Consider the following 20,286-nt stretch of genomic DNA (forward strand, 5'->3'; position numbering starts at 1 on the left):
GACAGAGCCTGATATCTGTTATTAAAAAGCCCCCCAGCTGACGATGCTTGAAATCGCGACATTTGATCTCGTATTATTGAGAGGATTTTGAAAAACGGCCAAATCTGACAGCACTTCTTTGACAATCACGTTCTGCAATGTGCTGCCGTTAACCAGATTGACACGTGAAACAGGAACTCCAAGCTCTTTTGCCATCACAAGCTGACGCCGCAAATCTGATTGATCTCCGGACGGCTGACGCGATACCAAAAGAAGAAGCAGCAGTAAAAGATGAAATTCCTCATCAAAACCCCCGTGTTTTACAGTTTCTTCTGAATCCAAAATAATTCCTCTCCTTCTTTTTTTCATCTATACAACGTATGTCGCACGCTTGCAATCTGCATAGACAGATAAAGCCTGATTCTAAATTCAGCGATTTTATTAAATATGAAAAAAATACGGCAAAACGGCATTCGACTTATACCAATCACATCAATCAGGAATATGAATAAACGTGAGGTTGAAATCGTTAAAGGAGGTGTATGATCCCATGAGCGAGGATCGTTTAGAGCTTAAAAAGAAGCTATTGAAAACTCTTTTGAACCCTATATTTGACAACAGCGCTATATCTAGCGGCACAGATGGAGGAGATAACGTGGAAAACAATATAAAAGATTTATTAGAATCTGCAATTGATGCAAAAGTGGATGAAGCAGCTGCGCAAGACAGTCTCAGCGCTCAATCTGTTTTAGGAAGCGGCATTTCATTAGCGGCGAGATGGATTTTTGCGAGAGTTCAGCCCGGCACTGTTATCAGCATTGTGATGGATTCAGGAGACATGATCGGTCCGGTTCAATTTGTTTTCTTTGACGAAGTTCACGGAATTGTTTATGTTACGCAGGAAAATTCCGTTACACCGGCAGGCTCTGCTACAACATTGCTTGATGTTGACAAAGTCGAAAGTGTCACCTTCACTTCGTAACAGCAGATGAACGTTCTATATATCCGTTCAGGATATAAAGGCATTTACACGTATTTTGACCGCTGGATTGAGGAAAGTTTTTTACAGTCCTCCGTCCGCTTTTTTTCTGTTTCTGAGCTTCAGGAAGATACAATCAGCAGCATACGGGCATTCAAACCCGACATCAGTCTGATGATGGCGGGCGACCGTATTCCGTCAGAATGGCTTCAATGGCTGAGAACAGAGCAGATTCCCGTCTATCTATGGCTGACGGAGGACCCTTTTTATTTTGATGTGAGCGCGAAAATCGCCCCGCTCGCCGATGCCGTTTTGACCATAGAACAAAACGCTCTTGATGCTTACCGGCAAATGGGCTTACAGCACGTATATTATGTCCCGATTCCCGTTAATCAGCGGATTTTTACGAAACAAGCGCCTGACGCTTCTCTTCACACCAATCTGCTTCTGATCGGATATCCGTATCCGAATCGCGTTGAGCTCGTGAAAGCAGCGGCGAAGCTTCCGTATACGCTTCGTATCATCGGGAAGGGATGGCGCAGACATCTGCCTAAAACAATCGCCAGACAGAAAAATGTGCTCATAATGGATGAATGGATTGAACCTGAACATGCCGCATTGTATTACAACAGCGCAGACGTGGTCTTAAACCCGCACCGTTCTTACCGGTTTGCGCTCAATCAGAATGGACACGGCATCCAAAATATCAGTTTAAATACGAGAAGCTTTGACATTGCGGCCTGTCAGACATTTCAGCTGACAGATCTATCTCCCGCGCCCCCTTTTTCATCCTTTGTTTCTTACAGCGGGCTTGCGGATTTTGCGGATAAGATCCATTTTTATATGACAAACCCAACTGAACGTGAACGAATTGCGGCGCTTAATTATCAAGAGACAGTGCCGGCTTACACGTATGACCAGCTTCCGGCCGTGCTTACGGCTATTCGCTCCGATACTTTCTCATGAAACGCTCTTCACATGAAAAAGCAGCTTATCCAAGCTGCTTTTTGTATGTTTATTTTCCGCTTCTGTCGGTCAGTTTTCGCGGGTCAACCTGTTTATTGACCTGCGGGCGGAAGCCGATTTTATCAGCAATTCTTTCCCATGGCACTATTTTAAAATTTTGATTTGCCTTTTGACCGTGATCTATATTTTCCCCATCCTGTGCGACAAAAAGACCGAACGGATATTTTGGCCCAAGCCCGAAGCCCAGCACATCAATTCCGTCCGTATCGCTTGTGCCGTCTGTTTCAGGCCCGTCTGTAATGCGAAAATCCGCCACATATTTGTTCTGTCCTTGTCTGTCATAAATGGCATAGCTGCTGTTTCCCTGACTTGATGCCAGCAGATAGCCTTTACCGTCAGCAGCGTAGTAAATCGTCAATCCTTCAATATCAGGCGTTAAATGCCTGCCGTCGGCTCGGTCGATAACCGTTCCGTTACTGCCGCCGTGCGGTTCGGCGCTGAACTTCCAAATGGCTTCATCTTCTTCCGCGATATAAAGACTGCCGTATTCATCGTCTGCTGCCATCCCTTCCGTCTGAGAATTCATTTTAAATGCCCTTACCTTCTTGCCGGATATGTATCCATTTTTGTCCGCCTTTAATTCATATTGCTCAAATTCGCCCTCTTTTCCTGTCACCATCGCGTAATATTTTCCCGTTTTTTGACTGTGGTACAAGCTGAAACCGTATACTTCATCAATTGCTGATGCAATTGGATTTTTTGGATCTGTAATGCTTTGCAATGTGCCGTTCTTTCCGTCAATGGCGTAGATCTCAACTGTATTTTTCCCTTCAGACCGGTTGGATGCTGCCGCAATATCAACTTTTTTTCCGTTCAACTGAAAATCATAGCGGATATCAACATTGTTCAGTTTCCCGGTATTATAGGCATGAAGCATCTTACCATCAAGGCTGTAAACGACTAAGCCTGATTTTTTATTGGTCGTAATCAATTTGCTGTTCTGAGGAGTTTTGGGGTCCAGCCAAATCGCAGGATCGTCCGCCGCATCACCGGCTGTATCAACAGGTTCCGTTTCCGCCGCCGCATTGACGGTAAAATGATAAGGATCAGACAGCTTATGCTTGGCCTGAGAAGAAACGGCACCGCATGTGAGCATCAGTCCGGCGGCCGCGGTTAACAAAAGTGTTTTTGAATGATTCATTTTACTTCCTCCTTTTTTTAAACCTGCACTTCAATTGTAAAATACATACAGAACCATCAGTGTTAAGTTTCTGTGAAAAATGTAAGAAAGTGAAAATTCGTGGTGAGAGAAGAAAAAAAGACGGGAGCAGAATTAAAAGTGAATATTTAGTACAATGATTTGTTAGTAATTCTTTTTCTATTAATCGGATCAAGCGAAATGAAAGCGCATCAGATTAATGATTTCCTCTAATTTTTGATTTATTGGTTGCTTTCATTAACTCGCTGAAATTGTTCAACATATGATGCATGGTAGAGAAACGAGAGTTGGAGGATAAGCCATGCCTAAACAGCAAGCAGTAGAGCTAAAACCATTTTTTCACGATAAAACTGTTCTCGTCACCGGCGGGACAGGGTCAATCGGAAGCCAAATTGTTAAACGCCTTTTGCTCTTAACGCCTAAAGAAGTCATTGTATTCAGCAAAGATGACAGCAAACAATATGTGATGAAACAAAAATACGCGGATGAACAAAGACTGTCATTTGTGCTCGGCGATGTACGTGACTACAGAAGAGTAAACCAAGTGATGAAAGGTGTTGATATTGTCTTTCACGCCGCTGCGCTGAAGCAGGTTCCGACTTGTGAGGATCATCCGTTTGAAGCCATTCAAACCAACCTTATCGGCGGACAAAATGTCGCAGAAGCCGCTTTGCTGCAAGAGGTGGCGCATGTGATTAATATCAGTACCGATAAAGCCGTTTCTCCGGTGAACACAATGGGAGCTACGAAGCTGTTGTCCGAGAAGCTGTTTCATCAGGCTAATCATCATGTTCAAAACCGCGGTACGTTGTTTTGTTCGGTCCGCTTCGGCAATGTCCTCGGTTCACGCGGTTCTGTTATTCCTATATTATTTGAACAGATGATGGATGGCGGCCCGCTCACCATTACGGATAAAAATATGACGAGGTTTTTTATGTCGATTGATGACGCAGCAATGCTTACCCTGCAATCTGCAGCGATTACAAAGGGCGGAGAAACGTTTATTTTTAAAATGGAGTCCCTGAGGCTTAAAGAACTGCTTCACGGGTTTGAGGAATATGCGATCCGGCACGGACTGCCGCGCCCCGCCGCTGTTGAAGTAGGAAAACGCCCCGGGGAGAAACTTCACGAAGAACTGACCTCTCCTCATGAAACGGAATCTTTATATGAATGGGGCAATCTTTACGCGATATTGCCGGACCCCGCTAAACACCCTGAATTCCGGAAGGTCAATCTCCCCAGATATCAATCCGATCAAGCGCCGCTCATCACAACAGACACAGTCGTAAAGATTATTGAACGATTACATGAAGAAAAAAAAGCATAGAAAAAGGCCTGTCCAAATCGGCAGGCCTCATTGCTGAGCTCTATTTCTCAAATAAATGCTGATAGGTTTCATAGCCTTCTTCCTTCAGCTTGTCCTTCGGAATAAAACGGAGTGCCGCAGAGTTAATGCAATAACGGAGACCGGTCGGCCCCGGGCCGTCATTAAATACGTGGCCCAAGTGGGAGTCCGCTGTTTTGCTTCTCACTTCCGTCCGGATCATCCCGTGGCTTGTATCCAGTTTTTCGTCAACCTCTTCTTCCTCAATCGGTTTGGTAAAACTCGGCCAGCCGCAATGAGAATCGAATTTATCCAGAGAAGTAAACAGGGGTTTTCCTGAGATGATATCAACATAAAGCCCCTCTTCTTTGTGATCCCAGAATTCATTTTGAAATGGCGGCTCTGTTCCGTTGTTTTGCGTGACTTCGTATTGCATGCGGTTTAATGATTTGATTTTTTCTTCTTTATTTAGAGCCATCCTATCTGTCCCTCCAATGTTCATCCAGAAATCCTTGACGTCCGGAGCCTACACGGTAGCGCCCGTAGTGATCAGGATTTTTCTTATAAAAATGCTGATGATAGCCTTCCGCTTCATAAAAAGGCTCAGCCTTTAAAATGTCTGTCACGATCGGCTTTTTAAAAATGCCGCTGTCTTCAAGCTGTTTTTTTGAGGCTTCAGCAATCTCTTTTTGTTCATCATTATGGTAATAAATCGCCGCCCGATATGAACTTCCGCGGTCCGCAAACTGGCCTCCTGCGTCAGTCGGGTCGATCTGCTGCCAAAACAGCTCAACAAGCTTTTCATACGGGAAAATGTCTGGTTGAAATGTGATTTGAACGGCTTCCCTGTGACCGGTCGTTTCACTGCACACTTCTTCGTAAGTCGGATTCTCAGTATGGCCTCCTGTATAACCGGACACCACTCTTTCAATTCCGGGCTGTTCGTCAAACGGCTTCACCATGCACCAAAAACAGCCGCCTGCAAATGTGGCGATTTCTTTTTTTTCTGACATACGGGTGCCCTCCTTTGTTCATACGTGGTATTATTATATTATAGCATGTATAAACAGAATAAAAATAATTCTGCTTTCAGGGGAAGCTAAATGAATGCCGCGCTGACTACATATTGGAGGTTCATGTTTTGAAAGTAAGAACACAAATGATGTATGATATGGAAGCTTTGCTTCGAAAAGTGTTTAAACAAATCAGAAATGAAGTTAATGAAATTCTAGATAAAGAGCTGTCCAGGAACGAATTCACCATTTTGTGGATTCTCAGTGAACAAGGACCTAAAAAAGTAACGGAATTCGCTCCCATTCTTGAGGTCTCCGCAAGCCACATTACCGCAGTGACTGACGCTTTAGTAGAAAAGGAATGGATCACCCGCATCCGTTCTAAAGAGGACAGACGAATTATCAGAATCCATATTACGGAAGACGGGGAGAAAATTGTCGATCATTTCAACCAGAAAAAAACAGAATACTTTTTTAAACGGTTTGACTGCTACTCTGATGAAGAGCTTGCAACGTTAATCAAACTGTTCAGCAAGCTGGATAAAAAACGCTGAAACGTAAAAAACACAAATCCCAGAAAGGATCTGTGTTTTTTTTATGAAAACTTATTGCTTCGGATGATAATAGGAAAATTCAATTTCATCCGTGTCGAGATTGATTTTATCAGCCTTAACATACATACCGTTGTCTAATGGCATTTCCGACAGACGGACCTCAATGCTTTTATCACTTGGATGAACGTGCACAAATGACGGCAGTTCGTAAAAGCTGTCCATATAATTCAGTACAAAGCTGATCGGAAGGCTTAATTCACCTAATGAAAACTTCGTCACTTTCAGAACCACATCTCCGTTCTTTTGTACGGACGGTTCAAATGTGACAACCGCATTAATAGATGTTGAGAACGCCTTGATTTTACCGGCTACGTGCACGTCGTTATTGATGTCCACTTTGTAGTCAAGCTGATTCGATGCCTTCTCTTTTAAGTACGAATTCACAAACCTGGCAAGTGATTCTTTGGAGCTGGTAATGTGAAAGCCGTACTCGCTTTTTGTCTCATCTTGTATTTTCGCCTGTTCTCCCGGCATAACCATCAATGTCACGATGACCGCGGCGGCAATCACATTGAGTGCAAGAAGAATAAAAAACAGCGATTTCCATTTCTTCATCATTTCACCCTATTCTGCTGGTAACCCTTGTTTTTCAATAGTGCCGTACAATCGATCGGCGATGAGTGTATACCCTTTTGCATTCGGATGAAAATCATCATCCTTTGAAATCCGGCTGCTGCCGCTTTTTTGACTGAACAAGTCTTCCACATTCACCGCAGCGGCGTGAGGATCTTTTTTCAGCTCTTTTGCGGCGATCTGGTTCCAATCAGTCACAACCCCGTTAATCTCTTTTAACTCAGGCAGCGTAAATGTGAACGGATTGTACATGCTGACATACACCAGCTCAGCGTTTTGATTGTATTTGCGTATTTTTGAAATGATCGCCTTGAACCGTTTTTCAAAAGGTTTCTCTTCCTTTTGGAACGGCTGAACCGTCAGCTGCATAACGTTCTGGCGGAGCACCTTCATTAAATCATTACCGCCGATGGTAAAAAAGATATAGTCGGCGCCCTTCAATGATTTCTGCACTTTTTTATCATCAAGCTTTTTAAGCAGGTCAGACGTCTTGTCGCCCTGCACCGCATAATTTTTAATATCTACCGTTTTCACATGTCCCTTTTTCTTAAGGGAATCCGCCACCTTGCCGACGTATCCTGAACCGTCAGAATCTCCTACTCCTTCAGTTAATGAATCTCCGACCGCAGCTATGACAATATGATCTTTCGTTTTCGGTTCTTCAGCATCAGAACCGGTGCGCTGGACAGAACAAGCTGATAAAAGCAAGGCCAGTCCGGCGATCAATGAGAACATTCGCAGCTTCAATCTGGTTGCTCCTTCCACGTCTACTAGTGGAAAGTGTAACATGTTTTTTCAGATTTGAAAATGTCTAATCTGCCAGTTTACTTGAGCTCCTCAGCCGCTTTGACATCTGAGAGGATGTCATCATACGGAACTTTCTGCACGCCGTCATAATCTTTAAGCACCTTGCCGTCAGGTCCGACTAAATAAAAAGAAGTTTTATGTATGACCTGATCTTCCCCCTTCGGCTTGTTGACAATTGCTTTAAAGCTGTTCAGCGCAAAATCTTCAATGTCCTTTTGGCTGTAACCGGTCAGAAAATCCCAGTTCCGAAGTGAGAGCGGATATTTGGAAGCAAATGCTTTCAGCTGTTTAGGCGTATCATTTTCAGGATCTACACTGAACGACACAATCCGCACATCCAGGTTCTCAGCCTTCAGTCTTTTTTGCAGTTCAGTCATATGGGCTGTCATCGGCGGACAGACGGAATTACAATTTGTAAACATAAAATCCGCAATCCAGACATGCCCCTTCAGGCTTTTCAGTGACACTGTTTTTCTGTCTTGGTTCTGATAGGAAAACGGCTCAATCTGATAGTTCAGCGGGTCTTTTATCGTCTTTCCCCCGCAGGCGCACAAGAGCAGCAAACAGATGACGGCAGCGAAGCTTTTCATTTTTTTCATTTCCATTCCCCCCATGGATAAAACGCTTACAGCATTCATCATAAAAAAATCCCCGCACCCTCCCTTATCAAAAGGAGGGCGCTAAGGAATGCGCGCCGTCATGCGTTATGTTTTAATATCTCTTGGTTGAAAACGGCCTCGTAATCTTTCCACTTCATACGGCGCTTAACATATTGTCGGAATGAATACACTGTTCTCACACTTCGTGAAGCAAAAACTTCTCTCAAATAAAGCTCAAGGTGCCGATGAATTTGAAAAAAATAATGTTCACCTTTCGTGACAACCGGTATTTCTGTCACTTTCACCTGAATCCCGTCCTGTCGTTTGAACTCTAGGCTTTTGAGTAACAAGATATCAATCCTTCTTTTTCGATTGTTTTCTTTTTATTATATACAATCTGAGAAAGCGTGTCTGTCATTTTGCGCGGCCGTTCTAAAAAAAGTCAGATTAACAGGTGGAACAGGTCCTGATCTTTATTCACTTCTACGTAATGAAATCCTTTTCGGTCCATCCGGGCAATGAGCGCGCCGTAATCTTCCCGATGTTTCAGCTCAATGCCGACCAATGCAGGTCCGCTGCTTTTGTTATTTTTTTTCGTATATTCAAACCGGGTGATGTCATCATCAGGCCCGAGCACTTCATCAAGGTATTCGCGAAGCGCTCCCGCCCTTTGCGGGAAATTAACGATAAAATAGTGCTGCAGCCCCTCATAAATCATGGAGCGTTCCTTCATCTCCTGCATTCTGCCGATGTCGTTATTCCCTCCGCTGACCACACAGATGACGTTTTTTCCTTTAATCTCTTCCTTGTACAGATCAAGTGCCGACACGGACAATGCACCCGCCGGCTCAGCTACGATGGCGCATTGATTGTATAATTCGAGAATTGTGCTGCACACTTTTCCTTCCGGGACAAGAAGAATGTCATCAACTACTGTTTCAAGCGTCTGAAAAGTTTTCGCGCCGATTTTTTTTACAGCCGCCCCGTCGACAAATTTCTCGATTTTCTCAAGTTCAACGACTTGTCCGGCTTTTTTCGATTCAAAATAGGAAGCTGCGCCCTTCGGCTCCACCGCTATGATTTTTGTTTCCGGCGAAATGTTTTTCATGTACGTGCCGAGGCCGGAAAGGAGTCCTCCTCCCCCTACACTCGCAAAAAGGAAATGCGGCTCAACGTCAATGTCATTTAAAATTTCAATGGCAGCCGTTCCCTGCCCGGCCATGACGTCCGGATCATCAAACGGATGAATAAACGTGCGGTTTTCCTTTTCACAGCATTCCGCAGAACTCTTATATGCATCATCGAAAGTGTCACCCGTCAATATGATTTCAACAAATTCTTTTCCGAACAGCTCCACTTGAGATACCTTTTGTCTCGGTGTGGTTGACGGCATAAAAATCTTGCCGTGAATGCCGAGATGTTTGCATGAGAACGCAACCCCCTGTGCGTGGTTTCCCGCACTGGCGCAGACAATTCCGTTTTCAGTCTGCTCTTTTGAGAGCTGTCTCATTTTATTATAAGCCCCTCTGAGCTTAAATGATCTGACCACCTGAAGGTCTTCTCTTTTCAAATAGATATTGCAGTCATATCTCTCAGAAAGTCTGTCATTCCTCTGCAAAGGCGTATGTATCACAACGTCCTTTACGTTTTGGTGCGCTTTTAAAATGTCTTTTACCTGAATGAGAGAGTCTTCTTTAAGCAACGGTTTCATTTACAGAGTCCTTTCTTATTTAAATCCCTATTTAATATGCCATTATAACATGAATATTCAAATAATAAGATAATTATTTGAATTTCGTAAATAAAATTAAATAAACCGATTCACGAGAAAAAGATATTTTCAAAGGTGAAAACATGTTATACTTAAACCAATTAGAACCAAAAGGAGCCAATTCATGACTGTAATTGTACAATCTGATCCCTTTCATCAGCTAGCCGGCGAACATAAATCCTTTTTAGAAACGAAACGATTGGCCGCCAAATTCGCCTTATCGGATCAGCCGGTCTTCATCACGGGTGAAGTCGGAACAGGAAAAAAACAAATGGCCGCAGCGATCCATCATAAATCCCGCAGAAACAGCGAACTATTTATTACCGTTCACTGCAGCCAAAGCGAAGAGCGGCTCAATCATGAACTGTTCTGTGCTGAAGGTGCATTAAATAGGGCCCGCCGCGGAACATTATTCTTATATGAAATCGGAGACATGCCGCTTTCGGTACAGGCCCGCCTTCTTTCGGAGCTGGATGCCGGGCTTTCCGCCCGCATCATTGCAAGCAGCACGGCGGATCTTGCCGATGCGGAAAACACGTTCAGCAAAGATTTATTTTACAGGCTTCACGTGTTATGCCTTCCGCTCCCTGCTTTATCTGAACGAAAAGGCGATATACCGCTCCTTCTTCAGCATATTCTGGCAGCCTCTGGGCAGCATTTGCATCTCGATCCGTCCGTTTATCCGCTGTTTGAGCGGCACACCTTTAACGGCAACATCAGAGAGCTTCAAAACGCGGCGCATTATATGGCTGCGGCAGCCTCCGGCAGTACGATTTATCCCGAGGATGTCCCGCCGTATATCAAAAACAGCCAGAAAGCGAAAACCGCCAAGAAAAAAGAAAAGCGCCTGACATTGATGGAGAAAGAAGAATTTTTGTTTATTTTGGAATCAATCAAAGACTTAAATGCCAAAGGCGTACCCGCCAGCAGACGGAGCATATCTGAATTAAGCGAAAACGGCACAATGACATTGACGCCTCAGCAGGTCAGAAACAGGCTTGATTACTTAGAAAAGATGAACTATGTCACAAAAGGCCGGGGACGCGCAGGAACAAAAATCACAATAGAAGGGTTAGGCTTTTTGCAGTCACTGCAAAAACAAATCCTTTAAAAGGAGGACATTTGATTGTTCACGATTAAAGAAGAAATCGCAAATGCCATCACACACGGAATCGGTGTATTGCTGTCGATTCCGGCGCTGATTTTTCTCATTATCTTCGCGGTGAAATACGGATCGCCGACAGACATCGCCAGCTTCTCGATTTTCGGCGCCTCAATGCTGCTTCTGTATCTCAGCTCGACTCTTCTGCACAGCATTCAGCATAAAAAAACGAAAGACATTCTTGAGATTGTGGATCACTCCGCGATTTACGTCTTAATAGCGGGGACATATACGCCATTTTTATTAGGACCGCTTAAAGGCGCACTCGGCCTGACTCTTTTAATTATCGTTTGGTCGCTTGCCCTCGGAGGCATCGTGTTTAAAATCTTTTTCGTGAAGCGGTTTATCATTTTTTCAACGCTTGTTTATTTAATGATGGGGTGGCTGATTATTGTCGCCATTAAACCGCTGTACGCTTCGCTGTCAGGCCCTGGATTCGGCCTTCTTCTTCTCGGCGGCTTATTATATTCCGCCGGCACCGTTTTTTATATTTGGAGAAAGATCCCGTTTCATCACGCCATTTGGCACAGCTTTGTTTTAGGAGGCAGCGCCTCAATGTTTTTCTGTATTTTATTTTATTGTGTCAAAGTTCCCTTTATCTGAAATAAAAAAGCACAGCCTCTGGGACTGACCCCCGTTTTTGAGACAGGGATCAAAACACCTTTAAGCAGCCAGCTGTCGGTATGTGACCGGCGGCTGGCTGTTTAGTTTCGTTTGAATACGAATGTTGTTATAATAGTGTATATAGGTTTCGACAGTTTGTTCTACGATGGTCGTCGTAGTGCTTTCCAACCTGTCGAGGTAGAACGTTTCAGACTTTAGTGAGGAATGAAACGATTCGATGGAGGCATTATCAGCGGGCGTCCCTTTGCGGGACATGCTCATGGTAATGCCTTTTGTTTTAACAGCTTTCTGATACTCATAAGATGTATAAACAGAACCTTGGTCACTATGTAACACGCAGTTATCTGGCAGTGCGGGCAGCTGATCAAGTGTGTGTAAGACAAAATCTGTGTCCTGTCTATCGCTAATCGTAAAAGCAATCACTTCTCCATTGTATAAATCCAATATACTGGAAAGATACAATTGTTTCTGCCCATAAGGCAAATATGTGATATCCGTTACTAGCTTTTCCAGAGGGCGATCAGACTTAAAGTTCCGATCCAATATATTCTCGGCCACGGCATATGGCTGCCCATTCTTCTTGCGCTTTTTCACCTTAACCCGGCATTGCCACTGATTCTTCTGCATAATGCGCTGAACCGTTTTATGATTCATACGCATTCCCTTTTTTAATATGGCTGTGATTTTCCGATAGCCATATCGATACTTGTGTTCTCGGCACAACGTGCCGATTTGTTTTTCTAAATGGTATTTAGGGTTATCTTTCATCAACTTCTTCTTCCAACGATAATAAGATGCTCGTGAGATACCTAAATGAATACAGATATCCTTTATGGTCATTGTGCCGCGCAATCCTTCTACAAGCTCGACTGGCGTTTCGCTATCAGCTTCCTTTCCAATTCGTTGTACTTTTTTAACACTTCATTCTGTTGTCTCAGATAACGATTTTCTGCCTGCAGTTTCTCTAATTCGGAAGAATACTCTGGACCTTTTCCATAAGAATATTGCTTTCCGACAGGTTGTTCGAATCGATGTGTATCCCCAGCTTTATACCACCTGACCCATGTCTGCACCTGCGTCTTATTCTTGATATTCAATTCCTGCATGATCTCCTTCACAGGCACGCCCGCCAATCTCATTTCTACAGCCTTCTGTTTGACTTCAACCGGATAACTCACTCTTGCCCTCATAGAAAAACACCTCCAAGTCTAATTTCGGATAACAACGATCCGTTTTCAAACTTGAAGGTGTTTTTTGTTTGTCTCATATTATGGGGTCAGTCCCTCTCGTAAAGAGACTGTGCTTTTTTTATGCACGGAGCCGTTTTTGAACGGCCGGATAATAAGCGGGCTTGACATGCAATTCAATGTCAGCCGGTTTCAGCCGTTTCAATAATCTGCCCCGAAGCAGCCGGTCTGTTCCCGTTGTGCTGACCGGAACAATCGGAAGATCAAACCGCAGGGCCAGTTCCTCCGGATTGATTTTGCCGTCTTCAGAAAGAATCAGGCTTTGTCCTTTTTGCAGGCGGACTTCCGCCTCCTGACGCACGTCCCGGCTGTCTCCGTCACAAATGACACCCATCAGTCTCAGCCAATTCCCGAGAAACGGCATCCGGAAAGCTTTCTTGCCGGCGATAAAACCAGCCGGATCTTCAAGATGTCCCGCAAGCAGCACAAGATCACCCGGACCTAATCTGGGATGCACATACAATACAGGTCCGTCCGGTATCGGCCGATCATGATGAATGCTGATTACCGATCCCGACACGTCAATGCATCCCCTCATAAACGCTTTGGGCTGTTCGTACACCCGTTTCATCTGTTTTTGAAAAGAAAGCCGCGGGTCAAGCTCTTTTTGATTGATATATTCCTGAATATTTTTCATGAACATAAATACAACGTACATGACAAGGCAGCCGTAACGAATCAATTCTTGTCCCCCTGCTCGATCTTAATTCTTTTTCTCGTATACAAGGTACTCATAATCGTAAGGGTTTTTTTCATCTTTTACTCCCTGTCTGCGGGATGTCAATTCCCATTCAGCTTCATTAAACTCCGGAAAAAAACGGTCACCTTCAAAGACATGATGAATTTTAGTCATGTAGAGTCTGTCCGCATATGGAAAGAGCGCACTGTACAGCTGGGCGCCGCCGATTACAAAGCATTCTTCATTCCCCGGGATCAGTTTGAGCACTTCCTCAGCCGAGGAAGCGACAGTACAGCCTTGAAATAAGGATTCGTCCCGTGAAGTTACAACGATGTTACGCCGATTCGGAAGCGGACGTCCGATTGATTCAAACGTTTTCCGCCCCATCACAATGGTATGTCCAGTCGTCACTTTTTTGAAATATGCGAGATCATCCGGAAGGTGCCAAGGCAGATCGTTATCTTTTCCGATCAGCCGGTTTTCATCCATCGCAAAAATAAACGAAATCATACGCTGACAGCTCCTTTTATATGCGGATGCGGGTCATAATCCTCAATGATAAAGTCTTCAAACGTAAAATCAAAAATAGAATCAACGTTGCGCGCAAACCGCAGTTTCGGCAGCGGGCGGACATCTCTTGTCAGCTGCAAATTCACCTGTTCCACATGGTTTTGATAAATGTGGACGTCTCCGAACGTATGAACAAACTCACCCGGTTCAAGACCCGTCACATGCGCGATCATCATTGTTAAAAGCGCATAAGACGCGATATTAAACGGCACGCCGAGAAAAACATCCGCCGACCGCTGGTAAAGCTGGCACGACAGTTTTCCATCTGCGACATAAAACTGAAACAGGCAGTGGCAAGGAGGAAGCGCCATATGATCAATTTCGCCGACATTCCACGCGCTGACGATTAACCGCCGGGAATTCGGATTGGTCTTGATGTCATGAACCAGCCGGGAGATTTGATCAATCGTCTCGCCGTCCGCTCCGCGCCATGAGCGCCATTGAGAGCCGTAAACCGGTCCGAGCTCTCCGTTTTCATCGGCCCATTCGTTCCAGATGCGTACTCCGTTTTCCTGAAGGTAGCGGACATTCGTGTCTCCTTTTAAAAACCAAAGCAGCTCGTGCGCGATTGATTTAAAATGGAGCTTTTTCGTCGTAAGCATCGGGAAACCTTCCTGAAGATTAAACCGCATTTGGTAGCCGAACGTGCTGATCGTCCCCGTTCCCGTACGGTCTCCTTTTCTTTCTCCGTTTTCTAACACATGACGGCACAAATCTTTATATTGTTTCATCTTTTTTCATCCTTTTAACGTAGTCTTTTAGTAGTGTAACACAATAAAAAATCATTTCTGCAAAATTTCTCAGAAATGATTTTTTTATTTCTTCACGTTATTACACGCTCATCCAGTCAGGCGGCGTATTCCGGTCCCAATAAATGCTGCCGAGTTCATGGTGTGATTGGAATCCGTCTTCAGCGGTATGGTAATGAAAATTAAACCAGTAGCCGTCTTGCGGAGGATGATCCCGGCGGACGTGGAATCTTAAAAGATCTTCACCCGTCAGCCTGTTATACACATGAAAAATTTTTTCGGTTTTTCCGGCTGACGGCTTGCTGGAAATGACCACATCCTGATACGCTTCATCATCTTGAAACTTGGCTAAATGCCCTGTGATCACATCTTCGATTTTCGGCAGAATTTCACTTCTGTAATCATCTTCAATGACCGGAGAGATTTTGCTGCCGAATTTTAGAAGTGATTGATTTTCAGCATCACCGAGAAGCTGCTGCTGATACGATTGAAACTGTAATTCAGGCTCCCGCCCTGCCTTCTCTTCCCCCGGCAGGGAGTGTTCATCATAAAAAGCGGTGTAATCATTCTGCTCAAGACTGCTCGACTGTCCTGAAGGCTTGTCTGTCATCAAAGCAGCCGGAGGAGACACGAGCCCGAACGTTACAATGGTAAACAGAACCACAAGGGTCTTTTTCATCCACAATTTCATGATAGATAGTTCCCCTCTGTTTTATTGTCCTCTTGTCCCTATATTCTAGCATAGATCAAAGCGCGGCGTCATGTCCGGAAGCGCCTGATCATACAATATGGGAAATTGGTAACTGTGACCGAGCGGCTAAACCGCTTACAATAAGATAGAGAAAAAAGGAGGGGATGAGATGATTAACGCTTTATTTGCGACTGTATCACTTCTCACGCTGCTTTATTTTATCGTGATGGAAATCACTGATTAACGAAAGAAAAGCTCATGATATCATGAGCTTACATGAATGACACCGAAGTGGAAAAGCGCCGTTTTTCTTGTCAGCACCTTGAAGCCGTATCGTTCAAACCGCGGGCTTTTCCAATGGTCTTTAAGCACTACGGATTTTTTCGCCGCCCGAACGGCTTGCGTGATGCACTCTTCATTAAAACCTTCTTCTGCCAGCGCACGGAGCGGCGCAATGCCGTCTGACGTTTCAACAGGTTCGTGAAACATCGGGTCAAAATAGATGACATCTACCGATGAATCAGGAAGCTCCCGCAAATAATCGGCGCAGTCGGCATGCTTGACTTGAATGCGATTCATGGCGGCTTGCAGCGGTTCAATACCGGTTTCCCACGTTTGAAGGCCTGTTTTAACGAGCAATGAGACAAGCTCATTTTTCTCCAGGCCGATTACTTGTCCGCTTTTTCCGACAGCCATGCTTGCCAAAATCGCATCGGATGCCAGGCCGAGCGTGCAATCTAAAAAGGAGTCCCCTTCGCGTAAACCGGCTGCTTTTAACATCGGCTCGGCTTCCCCTCTCAAAAACCGCTTTGCCCGGAACATCGCTGTATTCGGGTGAAAAAAGAACTTTTCCCCTTGCTTCGTGTAAAGTTCGAACCGTTCCTTTCCGATGACCAAAAGATCGTTTGCCGCTCGTTCTAGCATTTTTTCAATGGGCTGTTTATTGCGGCTGCAATAGGTGTCACCCAGCCTGTCACTGAGTGACTGTGCTGTGTGTATCGTATATTCACTAGGTCTGTAACTGGTTGTGATCATTTATTTCTCCAAAAAGAAAATGCCCGGAATTCGGGCATTTCAGCAGTGTGCATCGAAGGCATTCGTCAGATTTTTCATAATTTCCTCCATGTCATGCCCTTCGATTTCGTGGCGGGGAATAAAGTGAACGACCTCTTTCCCTTTTAACAGCGCCATTGATGGCGAGGAAGGTTCCTGCCCCGTAAAATATTCACGCATTTTTGCAGTCGCATCTTTATCTTGACCGGCAAATACGGTAACCGTATGATCAGGCGCTTTTTCATGCTGTAAAACAGCCTGAGTCGCAGCCGGACGGGCAAGACCCGCGGCACAGCCGCACACGGAGTTGACAACGACCAATGTCGTGCCCTCAGCTTGTTCCATAAAGCTTTCCACTTCTTCCGCCGTCGTTAATTCCTGAAAACCCGCGCCCGTCAGCTCGCGGCGCATCGGCACGACCAGCTGGCGCATATATTCTTCATAAGCCATTGACATAAAAACAGCCCCCTCTAAAATCCTGATATGATGTCAAGGATACTATAGAGGGAGCCGGAATTCAATTGTTCAGGCCGCTGATTTAAATTTTCATGATTCCGCCCGTATTGGCGCTTGTCACGAGTTTGGAATACCGTGCAAGATATCCTGTTTTGACTTTCGGCTCAAAGCCTTTCCAATTCGCCTTACGTTTTTCCCATTCTTCTTCAGGCACTTGCACATCCAAAATCCGTTTTTCTATGTCAACGATGACATGGTCTCCGTTTTCGACGAATGCGAGCGGGCCGCCCTCAGCCGCTTCAGGGGATACGTGGCCGATTGAAAGGCCGCGGGACGCCCCTGAAAAGCGTCCGTCTGTAATAAGCGCCACTTTCGGGCCGAGCCCCATTCCGACAATCTGAGAAGTCGGAGCGAGCATCTCCGGCATGCCAGGGCCTCCTTTTGGACCTTCATAACGGATAATGACAACGTCTCCTTCTTTTACTTTGCGGTTTATAATGCCTTCAAGCGCGGCATCCTGTGAATCAAAGACGACAGCGGGGCCTTCGTGTCTTGTAATCCCGTCTTGTACGCCGCCTGTTTTGATTATAGCGCCGTCCGGAGCCAGATTCCCAAACAGCACGGCCAAACCGCCTTTTTCGGTAAACGGATTGTCAAGCGGATGAATCACGTCATAATCCTTTACTTCATGACCTGCTATTGTTTCTCCGAGTGTCCGGCCTGTTACAGTCAGCGCGTCAAGATGAAGCGCGCCTTCTTTTTTCGCCAATTCATTAAGGGCCGCAGAGACTCCGCCCGCTTCGTGCAGATCTTCAATGAAGACATCCGAGGCTGGCGCCAATTTCGATAAGTGAGGTACTCGTTCAGCCACTTCGTTAATGCGTTCTAATGAGTACTCGACTCCCGCTTCATTGGCAAGCGCAAGCGTATGAAGCACTGTGTTGGTTGAGCCGCCGAGAGCCATATCTAACGCAAACGCGTTGTCAATCGCTTTTTCTGTGACGATATCGCGCGGCTTAATGTCCTTTTTAATGGTTTCCATCAATTGGGCTGCTGATTTTCTCACAAACTCTCTTCTTTCCGGAGAAGCCGCAAGAATTGTTCCGTTGCCCGGAAGCGCCAGACCGAGCGCTTCAGACAGACAGTTCATCGAGTTTGCCGTAAACATGCCTGAACAAGATCCGCACGTCGGACAGCCGAACTGTTCCAGCTCCTGCAGTTCGCCTTCACCGATTTTCCCGGCTTGATAGGCGCCGACGCCTTCAAATACTGAAGAAAGCGAGATCTTGCGGCCATCGCTTGTGCGGCCGGCTGCCATCGGCCCTCCGCTGACGAAAATGGTCGGGATATTAATCCGCATAGCCGCCATCAGCATTCCCGGCGTAATTTTGTCACAGTTCGGAATGCAGACCATTCCGTCAAACCAGTGCGCCGAGACGACCGTTTCAACTGAATCGGCAATGATTTCACGGCTCGGCAGCGAATATCTCATTCCAATATGCCCCATTGCGATTCCGTCATCTACTCCGATTGTGTTAAATTCAAAAGGGACTCCGCCCGCTTCCCTGATTGCTTCTTTTACGATTTTTCCAAATTCCTGCAGATGAACATGTCCGGGAACGATATCGATGTATGAATTGCAGACCGCGATAAACGGCTTGCCGAAGTCTTCTTCTTTTACGCCGGCAGCGCGAAGCAGGCTGCGGTGCGGCGCTCTGTCAATTCCCTGTGTGATCATGTTGCTGCGTAATTCTGCCATGGTGATCCCCCTACTGTTTTTAGACTGTGCGATATTTTTAAAATTTTCAGTTTATTTAAGGGCGCATTCTGTATATATCTCCAGTTACAGCGTTTCCGCCCTGTCCGCTTTCGTATTCTTTTTGTATATCGATAAAAACCCTCCAACAATTAATATTGTACTTACTATATAGAGTTTTGAATCATTTTTCAACAATATTCTAAATAATTTTTATAAAAAGTGAATTCAAATAAAAAAGGTGCATGGCGCACCTTTTTATTACTGCTGTTCTTTTTTTCTGCTTTCAGTCATTTGTTTCCAGACTGAACCTTTTGCCTCTTCTCCGTGCTCAATCCGTTCAATCGCCATTTTGACCTGCAGGCTGACTTCGAATTCCGGATCGTCTTCCGCCGCTTTTAATGCTTCCAGCGCCGTTTCATCGCCGACTTCATATAAAAACATGGCCGCGCGCCAGCGCACGAGCTTGCTTGAGTCACTGAGCGATTTTATCATTGCCGGAATTGCGCTCGCATCGCCGATATCTGACAGGCAGTCACCCGCCGTCCTTCTGACCGTCACCGTTTTGTCTTCAAGCGCTTTGTATAAAAGCGGAAGCACAGACGGCTTTTCGATCATTCCTAAATAGACGACGGCTTGTCTTCGGATCGAGGTCTTCGGATCATGAAGCGCTTTTTCCAATACAGGTAAATCGTCTTCATCCGGGTCCATTTGCTCAAGATGGGCATAGCGCTGTTTCCAGTCTTCATCATCGAGCATGTCCGGAGTCACTTTATAAGCTTTCCGCTGCACTGCCGGCTTGGCCTCACCCTTTTGCTGTACGGCCGCTTCGGTCAGGCGTTTGAGCCGCTCATCACTGTAAGCAGCCTGAAGCTCTTCTGTGACATCGTGTCCGATTTCGGTAAAATCCCCGAAGCGGACGCCTTGTTCTTTCCAGGAGCGCTCAAATACGACATTTGAGGCTTCCGAACGCAGCTTTAATATGGCTTCTTGAAAACGTTCCGGAAGGCCGAACCGTTCTTCACGTTCGCCGTCCGTCAATTTGACCTGCATCGGGATTCCGCTGAACATTTGGACGAAAACCTTCACTTCTCCGAATGATTCCTGTTCAGAACGGCTCTCAGACTGCTCTGTCTGTTCCATTCCGAAGGCTGATCGGACTTGCGGCAGAATTTCCTTCCAGTCAAAACGGGCGTTTCTCTCCACAGCCAAAAAATCTGCAACATGATAAACGCCTTTTACTCCCTCAATCTTTAAAATATCACGTACGACGGCCGGAGCATCTTCTGCCTGATCCGGCTTGTAATTGTTGCTTTTGCCTGCCGGAAGCTCTTCGGTCAAGATCACTTTCATCGTGTTCGGACTCGGCGTCGGTTCTATTGATTTAATCTTCATTTTGGTCCTCCTATGCACAATCTGACACTTATTCTAACACAGCCTGCACAAGCGTTCTAT

The 20,286-nt window shown here is 45.4% G+C and carries 24 protein-coding genes; 6 read left to right on the top strand and 18 right to left on the bottom strand.

All coding sequences use genetic code 11. The features are described from left to right. Nucleotides 1-21 precede the first annotated feature (21 nt). The gene (gene cgeC, locus ABDB98_RS10065; RefSeq protein ID WP_366969253.1) at nucleotides 22-321 is read right to left on the bottom strand and encodes a spore maturation protein CgeC; all 300 of its coding nucleotides are present in this window, start codon (nucleotides 319-321) and stop codon (nucleotides 22-24) included. 208 nt (nucleotides 322-529) lie between these two features. On the opposite strand from cgeC, the gene ABDB98_RS10070 reads away from it, so the two are divergent. Continuing rightward, nucleotides 530-961: a hypothetical protein gene (locus tag ABDB98_RS10070; protein WP_438420079.1), complete on the top strand. Its 432-nt coding sequence runs from the start codon at nucleotides 530-532 to the stop codon at nucleotides 959-961. Between the two features lie 6 nt (nucleotides 962-967). Further along, nucleotides 968-1,924: a CgeB family protein gene (locus ABDB98_RS10075; RefSeq protein ID WP_438420080.1), complete on the top strand. Its 957-nt coding sequence runs from the start codon at nucleotides 968-970 to the stop codon at nucleotides 1,922-1,924. Between the two features lie 49 nt (nucleotides 1,925-1,973). Here the strand turns inward: ABDB98_RS10075 and phyC are convergent, their stop codons facing one another. Next, complete coding sequence (gene phyC, locus ABDB98_RS10080) at nucleotides 1,974-3,125, bottom strand: 3-phytase (protein ID WP_438420081.1); 1,152 nt, start codon at nucleotides 3,123-3,125, stop codon at nucleotides 1,974-1,976. Between the two features lie 319 nt (nucleotides 3,126-3,444). On the opposite strand from phyC, the gene ABDB98_RS10085 reads away from it, so the two are divergent. Then, nucleotides 3,445-4,470: an SDR family NAD(P)-dependent oxidoreductase gene (locus ABDB98_RS10085; protein WP_438420082.1), complete on the top strand. Its 1,026-nt coding sequence runs from the start codon at nucleotides 3,445-3,447 to the stop codon at nucleotides 4,468-4,470. 40 nt (nucleotides 4,471-4,510) lie between these two features. Here the strand turns inward: ABDB98_RS10085 and msrB are convergent, their stop codons facing one another. Both msrB and msrA read right to left on the bottom strand, forming a co-directional pair. After that, nucleotides 4,511-4,945 (bottom strand): peptide-methionine (R)-S-oxide reductase MsrB, encoded by a 435-nt coding sequence (gene msrB, locus ABDB98_RS10090; RefSeq protein ID WP_060962507.1) that lies wholly within the window; start codon nucleotides 4,943-4,945, stop codon nucleotides 4,511-4,513. Between the two features lies 1 nt (nucleotide 4,946). Next, nucleotides 4,947-5,480, bottom strand: coding sequence for a peptide-methionine (S)-S-oxide reductase MsrA (gene msrA, locus ABDB98_RS10095; protein WP_047474523.1), 534 nt, complete (start codon nucleotides 5,478-5,480; stop codon nucleotides 4,947-4,949). 128 nt (nucleotides 5,481-5,608) lie between these two features. Between msrA and ABDB98_RS10100 the strand changes: the two genes are divergently transcribed. Beyond that, nucleotides 5,609-6,034 (top strand): MarR family transcriptional regulator, encoded by a 426-nt coding sequence (locus ABDB98_RS10100; protein WP_060962506.1) that lies wholly within the window; start codon nucleotides 5,609-5,611, stop codon nucleotides 6,032-6,034. A gap of 51 nt (nucleotides 6,035-6,085) precedes the next feature. On the opposite strand, the gene ABDB98_RS10105 is transcribed toward ABDB98_RS10100, so the two are convergent. From ABDB98_RS10105 to ilvA, 5 genes are all read right to left on the bottom strand, one after another. Then, nucleotides 6,086-6,649 (bottom strand): YpmS family protein, encoded by a 564-nt coding sequence (locus ABDB98_RS10105; protein WP_016936676.1) that lies wholly within the window; start codon nucleotides 6,647-6,649, stop codon nucleotides 6,086-6,088. A gap of 9 nt (nucleotides 6,650-6,658) precedes the next feature. After that, nucleotides 6,659-7,414, bottom strand: coding sequence for an SGNH/GDSL hydrolase family protein (locus tag ABDB98_RS10110; protein WP_438420083.1), 756 nt, complete (start codon nucleotides 7,412-7,414; stop codon nucleotides 6,659-6,661). Nucleotides 7,415-7,491: 77 nt separating this feature from the next. Further along, nucleotides 7,492-8,073 (bottom strand): SCO family protein, encoded by a 582-nt coding sequence (locus tag ABDB98_RS10115; protein ID WP_438420084.1) that lies wholly within the window; start codon nucleotides 8,071-8,073, stop codon nucleotides 7,492-7,494. Nucleotides 8,074-8,171: 98 nt separating this feature from the next. After that, a complete protein-coding gene (locus tag ABDB98_RS10120) occupies nucleotides 8,172-8,423 on the bottom strand; it encodes a DUF2535 family protein (RefSeq protein ID WP_016936679.1) in 252 nt (83 codons plus the stop codon). Between the two features lie 92 nt (nucleotides 8,424-8,515). Beyond that, nucleotides 8,516-9,784 (bottom strand): threonine ammonia-lyase IlvA, encoded by a 1,269-nt coding sequence (gene ilvA, locus ABDB98_RS10125; protein ID WP_438420085.1) that lies wholly within the window; start codon nucleotides 9,782-9,784, stop codon nucleotides 8,516-8,518. A 184-nt stretch (nucleotides 9,785-9,968) separates the two neighbouring features. Between ilvA and ABDB98_RS10130 the strand changes: the two genes are divergently transcribed. Both ABDB98_RS10130 and trhA read left to right on the top strand, forming a co-directional pair. Next, entirely contained in the window at nucleotides 9,969-10,955 is a 987-nt protein-coding gene (locus ABDB98_RS10130) for a sigma 54-interacting transcriptional regulator (protein ID WP_438420086.1), read from the top strand. A 15-nt stretch (nucleotides 10,956-10,970) separates the two neighbouring features. Continuing rightward, complete coding sequence (gene trhA, locus ABDB98_RS10135) at nucleotides 10,971-11,609, top strand: PAQR family membrane homeostasis protein TrhA (protein WP_016936682.1); 639 nt, start codon at nucleotides 10,971-10,973, stop codon at nucleotides 11,607-11,609. A 60-nt stretch (nucleotides 11,610-11,669) separates the two neighbouring features. Here the strand turns inward: trhA and ABDB98_RS10140 are convergent. The 9 genes from ABDB98_RS10140 to ABDB98_RS10180 all read right to left on the bottom strand — a co-directional run bounded on the left by ABDB98_RS10140 (nucleotide 11,670) and on the right by ABDB98_RS10180 (nucleotide 20,226). After that, a protein-coding gene (locus ABDB98_RS10140; RefSeq protein ID WP_438420087.1) for an IS3 family transposase occupies nucleotides 11,670-12,820 on the bottom strand; the annotation gives its coding sequence in 2 pieces (ribosomal slippage) (nucleotides 11,670-12,547 and nucleotides 12,547-12,820; 1,152 coding nt in all). Between the two features lie 118 nt (nucleotides 12,821-12,938). After that, nucleotides 12,939-13,559: a lysophospholipid acyltransferase family protein gene (locus ABDB98_RS10145; RefSeq protein WP_438420088.1), complete on the bottom strand. Its 621-nt coding sequence runs from the start codon at nucleotides 13,557-13,559 to the stop codon at nucleotides 12,939-12,941. 21 nt (nucleotides 13,560-13,580) lie between these two features. Continuing rightward, the gene (locus ABDB98_RS10150; RefSeq protein ID WP_016936684.1) at nucleotides 13,581-14,066 is read right to left on the bottom strand and encodes a dihydrofolate reductase; all 486 of its coding nucleotides are present in this window, start codon (nucleotides 14,064-14,066) and stop codon (nucleotides 13,581-13,583) included. Further along, nucleotides 14,063-14,857 (bottom strand): thymidylate synthase, encoded by a 795-nt coding sequence (locus ABDB98_RS10155; RefSeq protein ID WP_438420089.1) that lies wholly within the window; start codon nucleotides 14,855-14,857, stop codon nucleotides 14,063-14,065. The genes ABDB98_RS10150 and ABDB98_RS10155 overlap by 4 nt, the downstream gene beginning before the upstream one ends. A gap of 100 nt (nucleotides 14,858-14,957) precedes the next feature. After that, nucleotides 14,958-15,566 (bottom strand): YpjP family protein, encoded by a 609-nt coding sequence (locus tag ABDB98_RS10160; RefSeq protein WP_060962500.1) that lies wholly within the window; start codon nucleotides 15,564-15,566, stop codon nucleotides 14,958-14,960. A 264-nt stretch (nucleotides 15,567-15,830) separates the two neighbouring features. Continuing rightward, entirely contained in the window at nucleotides 15,831-16,601 is a 771-nt protein-coding gene (locus ABDB98_RS10165) for a class I SAM-dependent methyltransferase (protein WP_438420090.1), read from the bottom strand. A gap of 39 nt (nucleotides 16,602-16,640) precedes the next feature. Next, nucleotides 16,641-17,075 (bottom strand): BrxA/BrxB family bacilliredoxin, encoded by a 435-nt coding sequence (locus ABDB98_RS10170; RefSeq protein WP_060962498.1) that lies wholly within the window; start codon nucleotides 17,073-17,075, stop codon nucleotides 16,641-16,643. 82 nt (nucleotides 17,076-17,157) lie between these two features. Then, complete coding sequence (gene ilvD, locus ABDB98_RS10175) at nucleotides 17,158-18,834, bottom strand: dihydroxy-acid dehydratase (RefSeq protein WP_016936688.1); 1,677 nt, start codon at nucleotides 18,832-18,834, stop codon at nucleotides 17,158-17,160. Between the two features lie 258 nt (nucleotides 18,835-19,092). After that, complete coding sequence (locus tag ABDB98_RS10180; RefSeq protein WP_438420091.1) at nucleotides 19,093-20,226, bottom strand: conserved virulence factor C family protein; 1,134 nt, start codon at nucleotides 20,224-20,226, stop codon at nucleotides 19,093-19,095. Between the last annotated feature and the right edge of the window lie 60 nt (nucleotides 20,227-20,286).

Origin of the sequence: Bacillus siamensis (genome assembly GCF_051628075.1) — a bacterium.
Lineage (GTDB): Bacteria > Bacillota > Bacilli > Bacillales > Bacillaceae > Bacillus > Bacillus siamensis.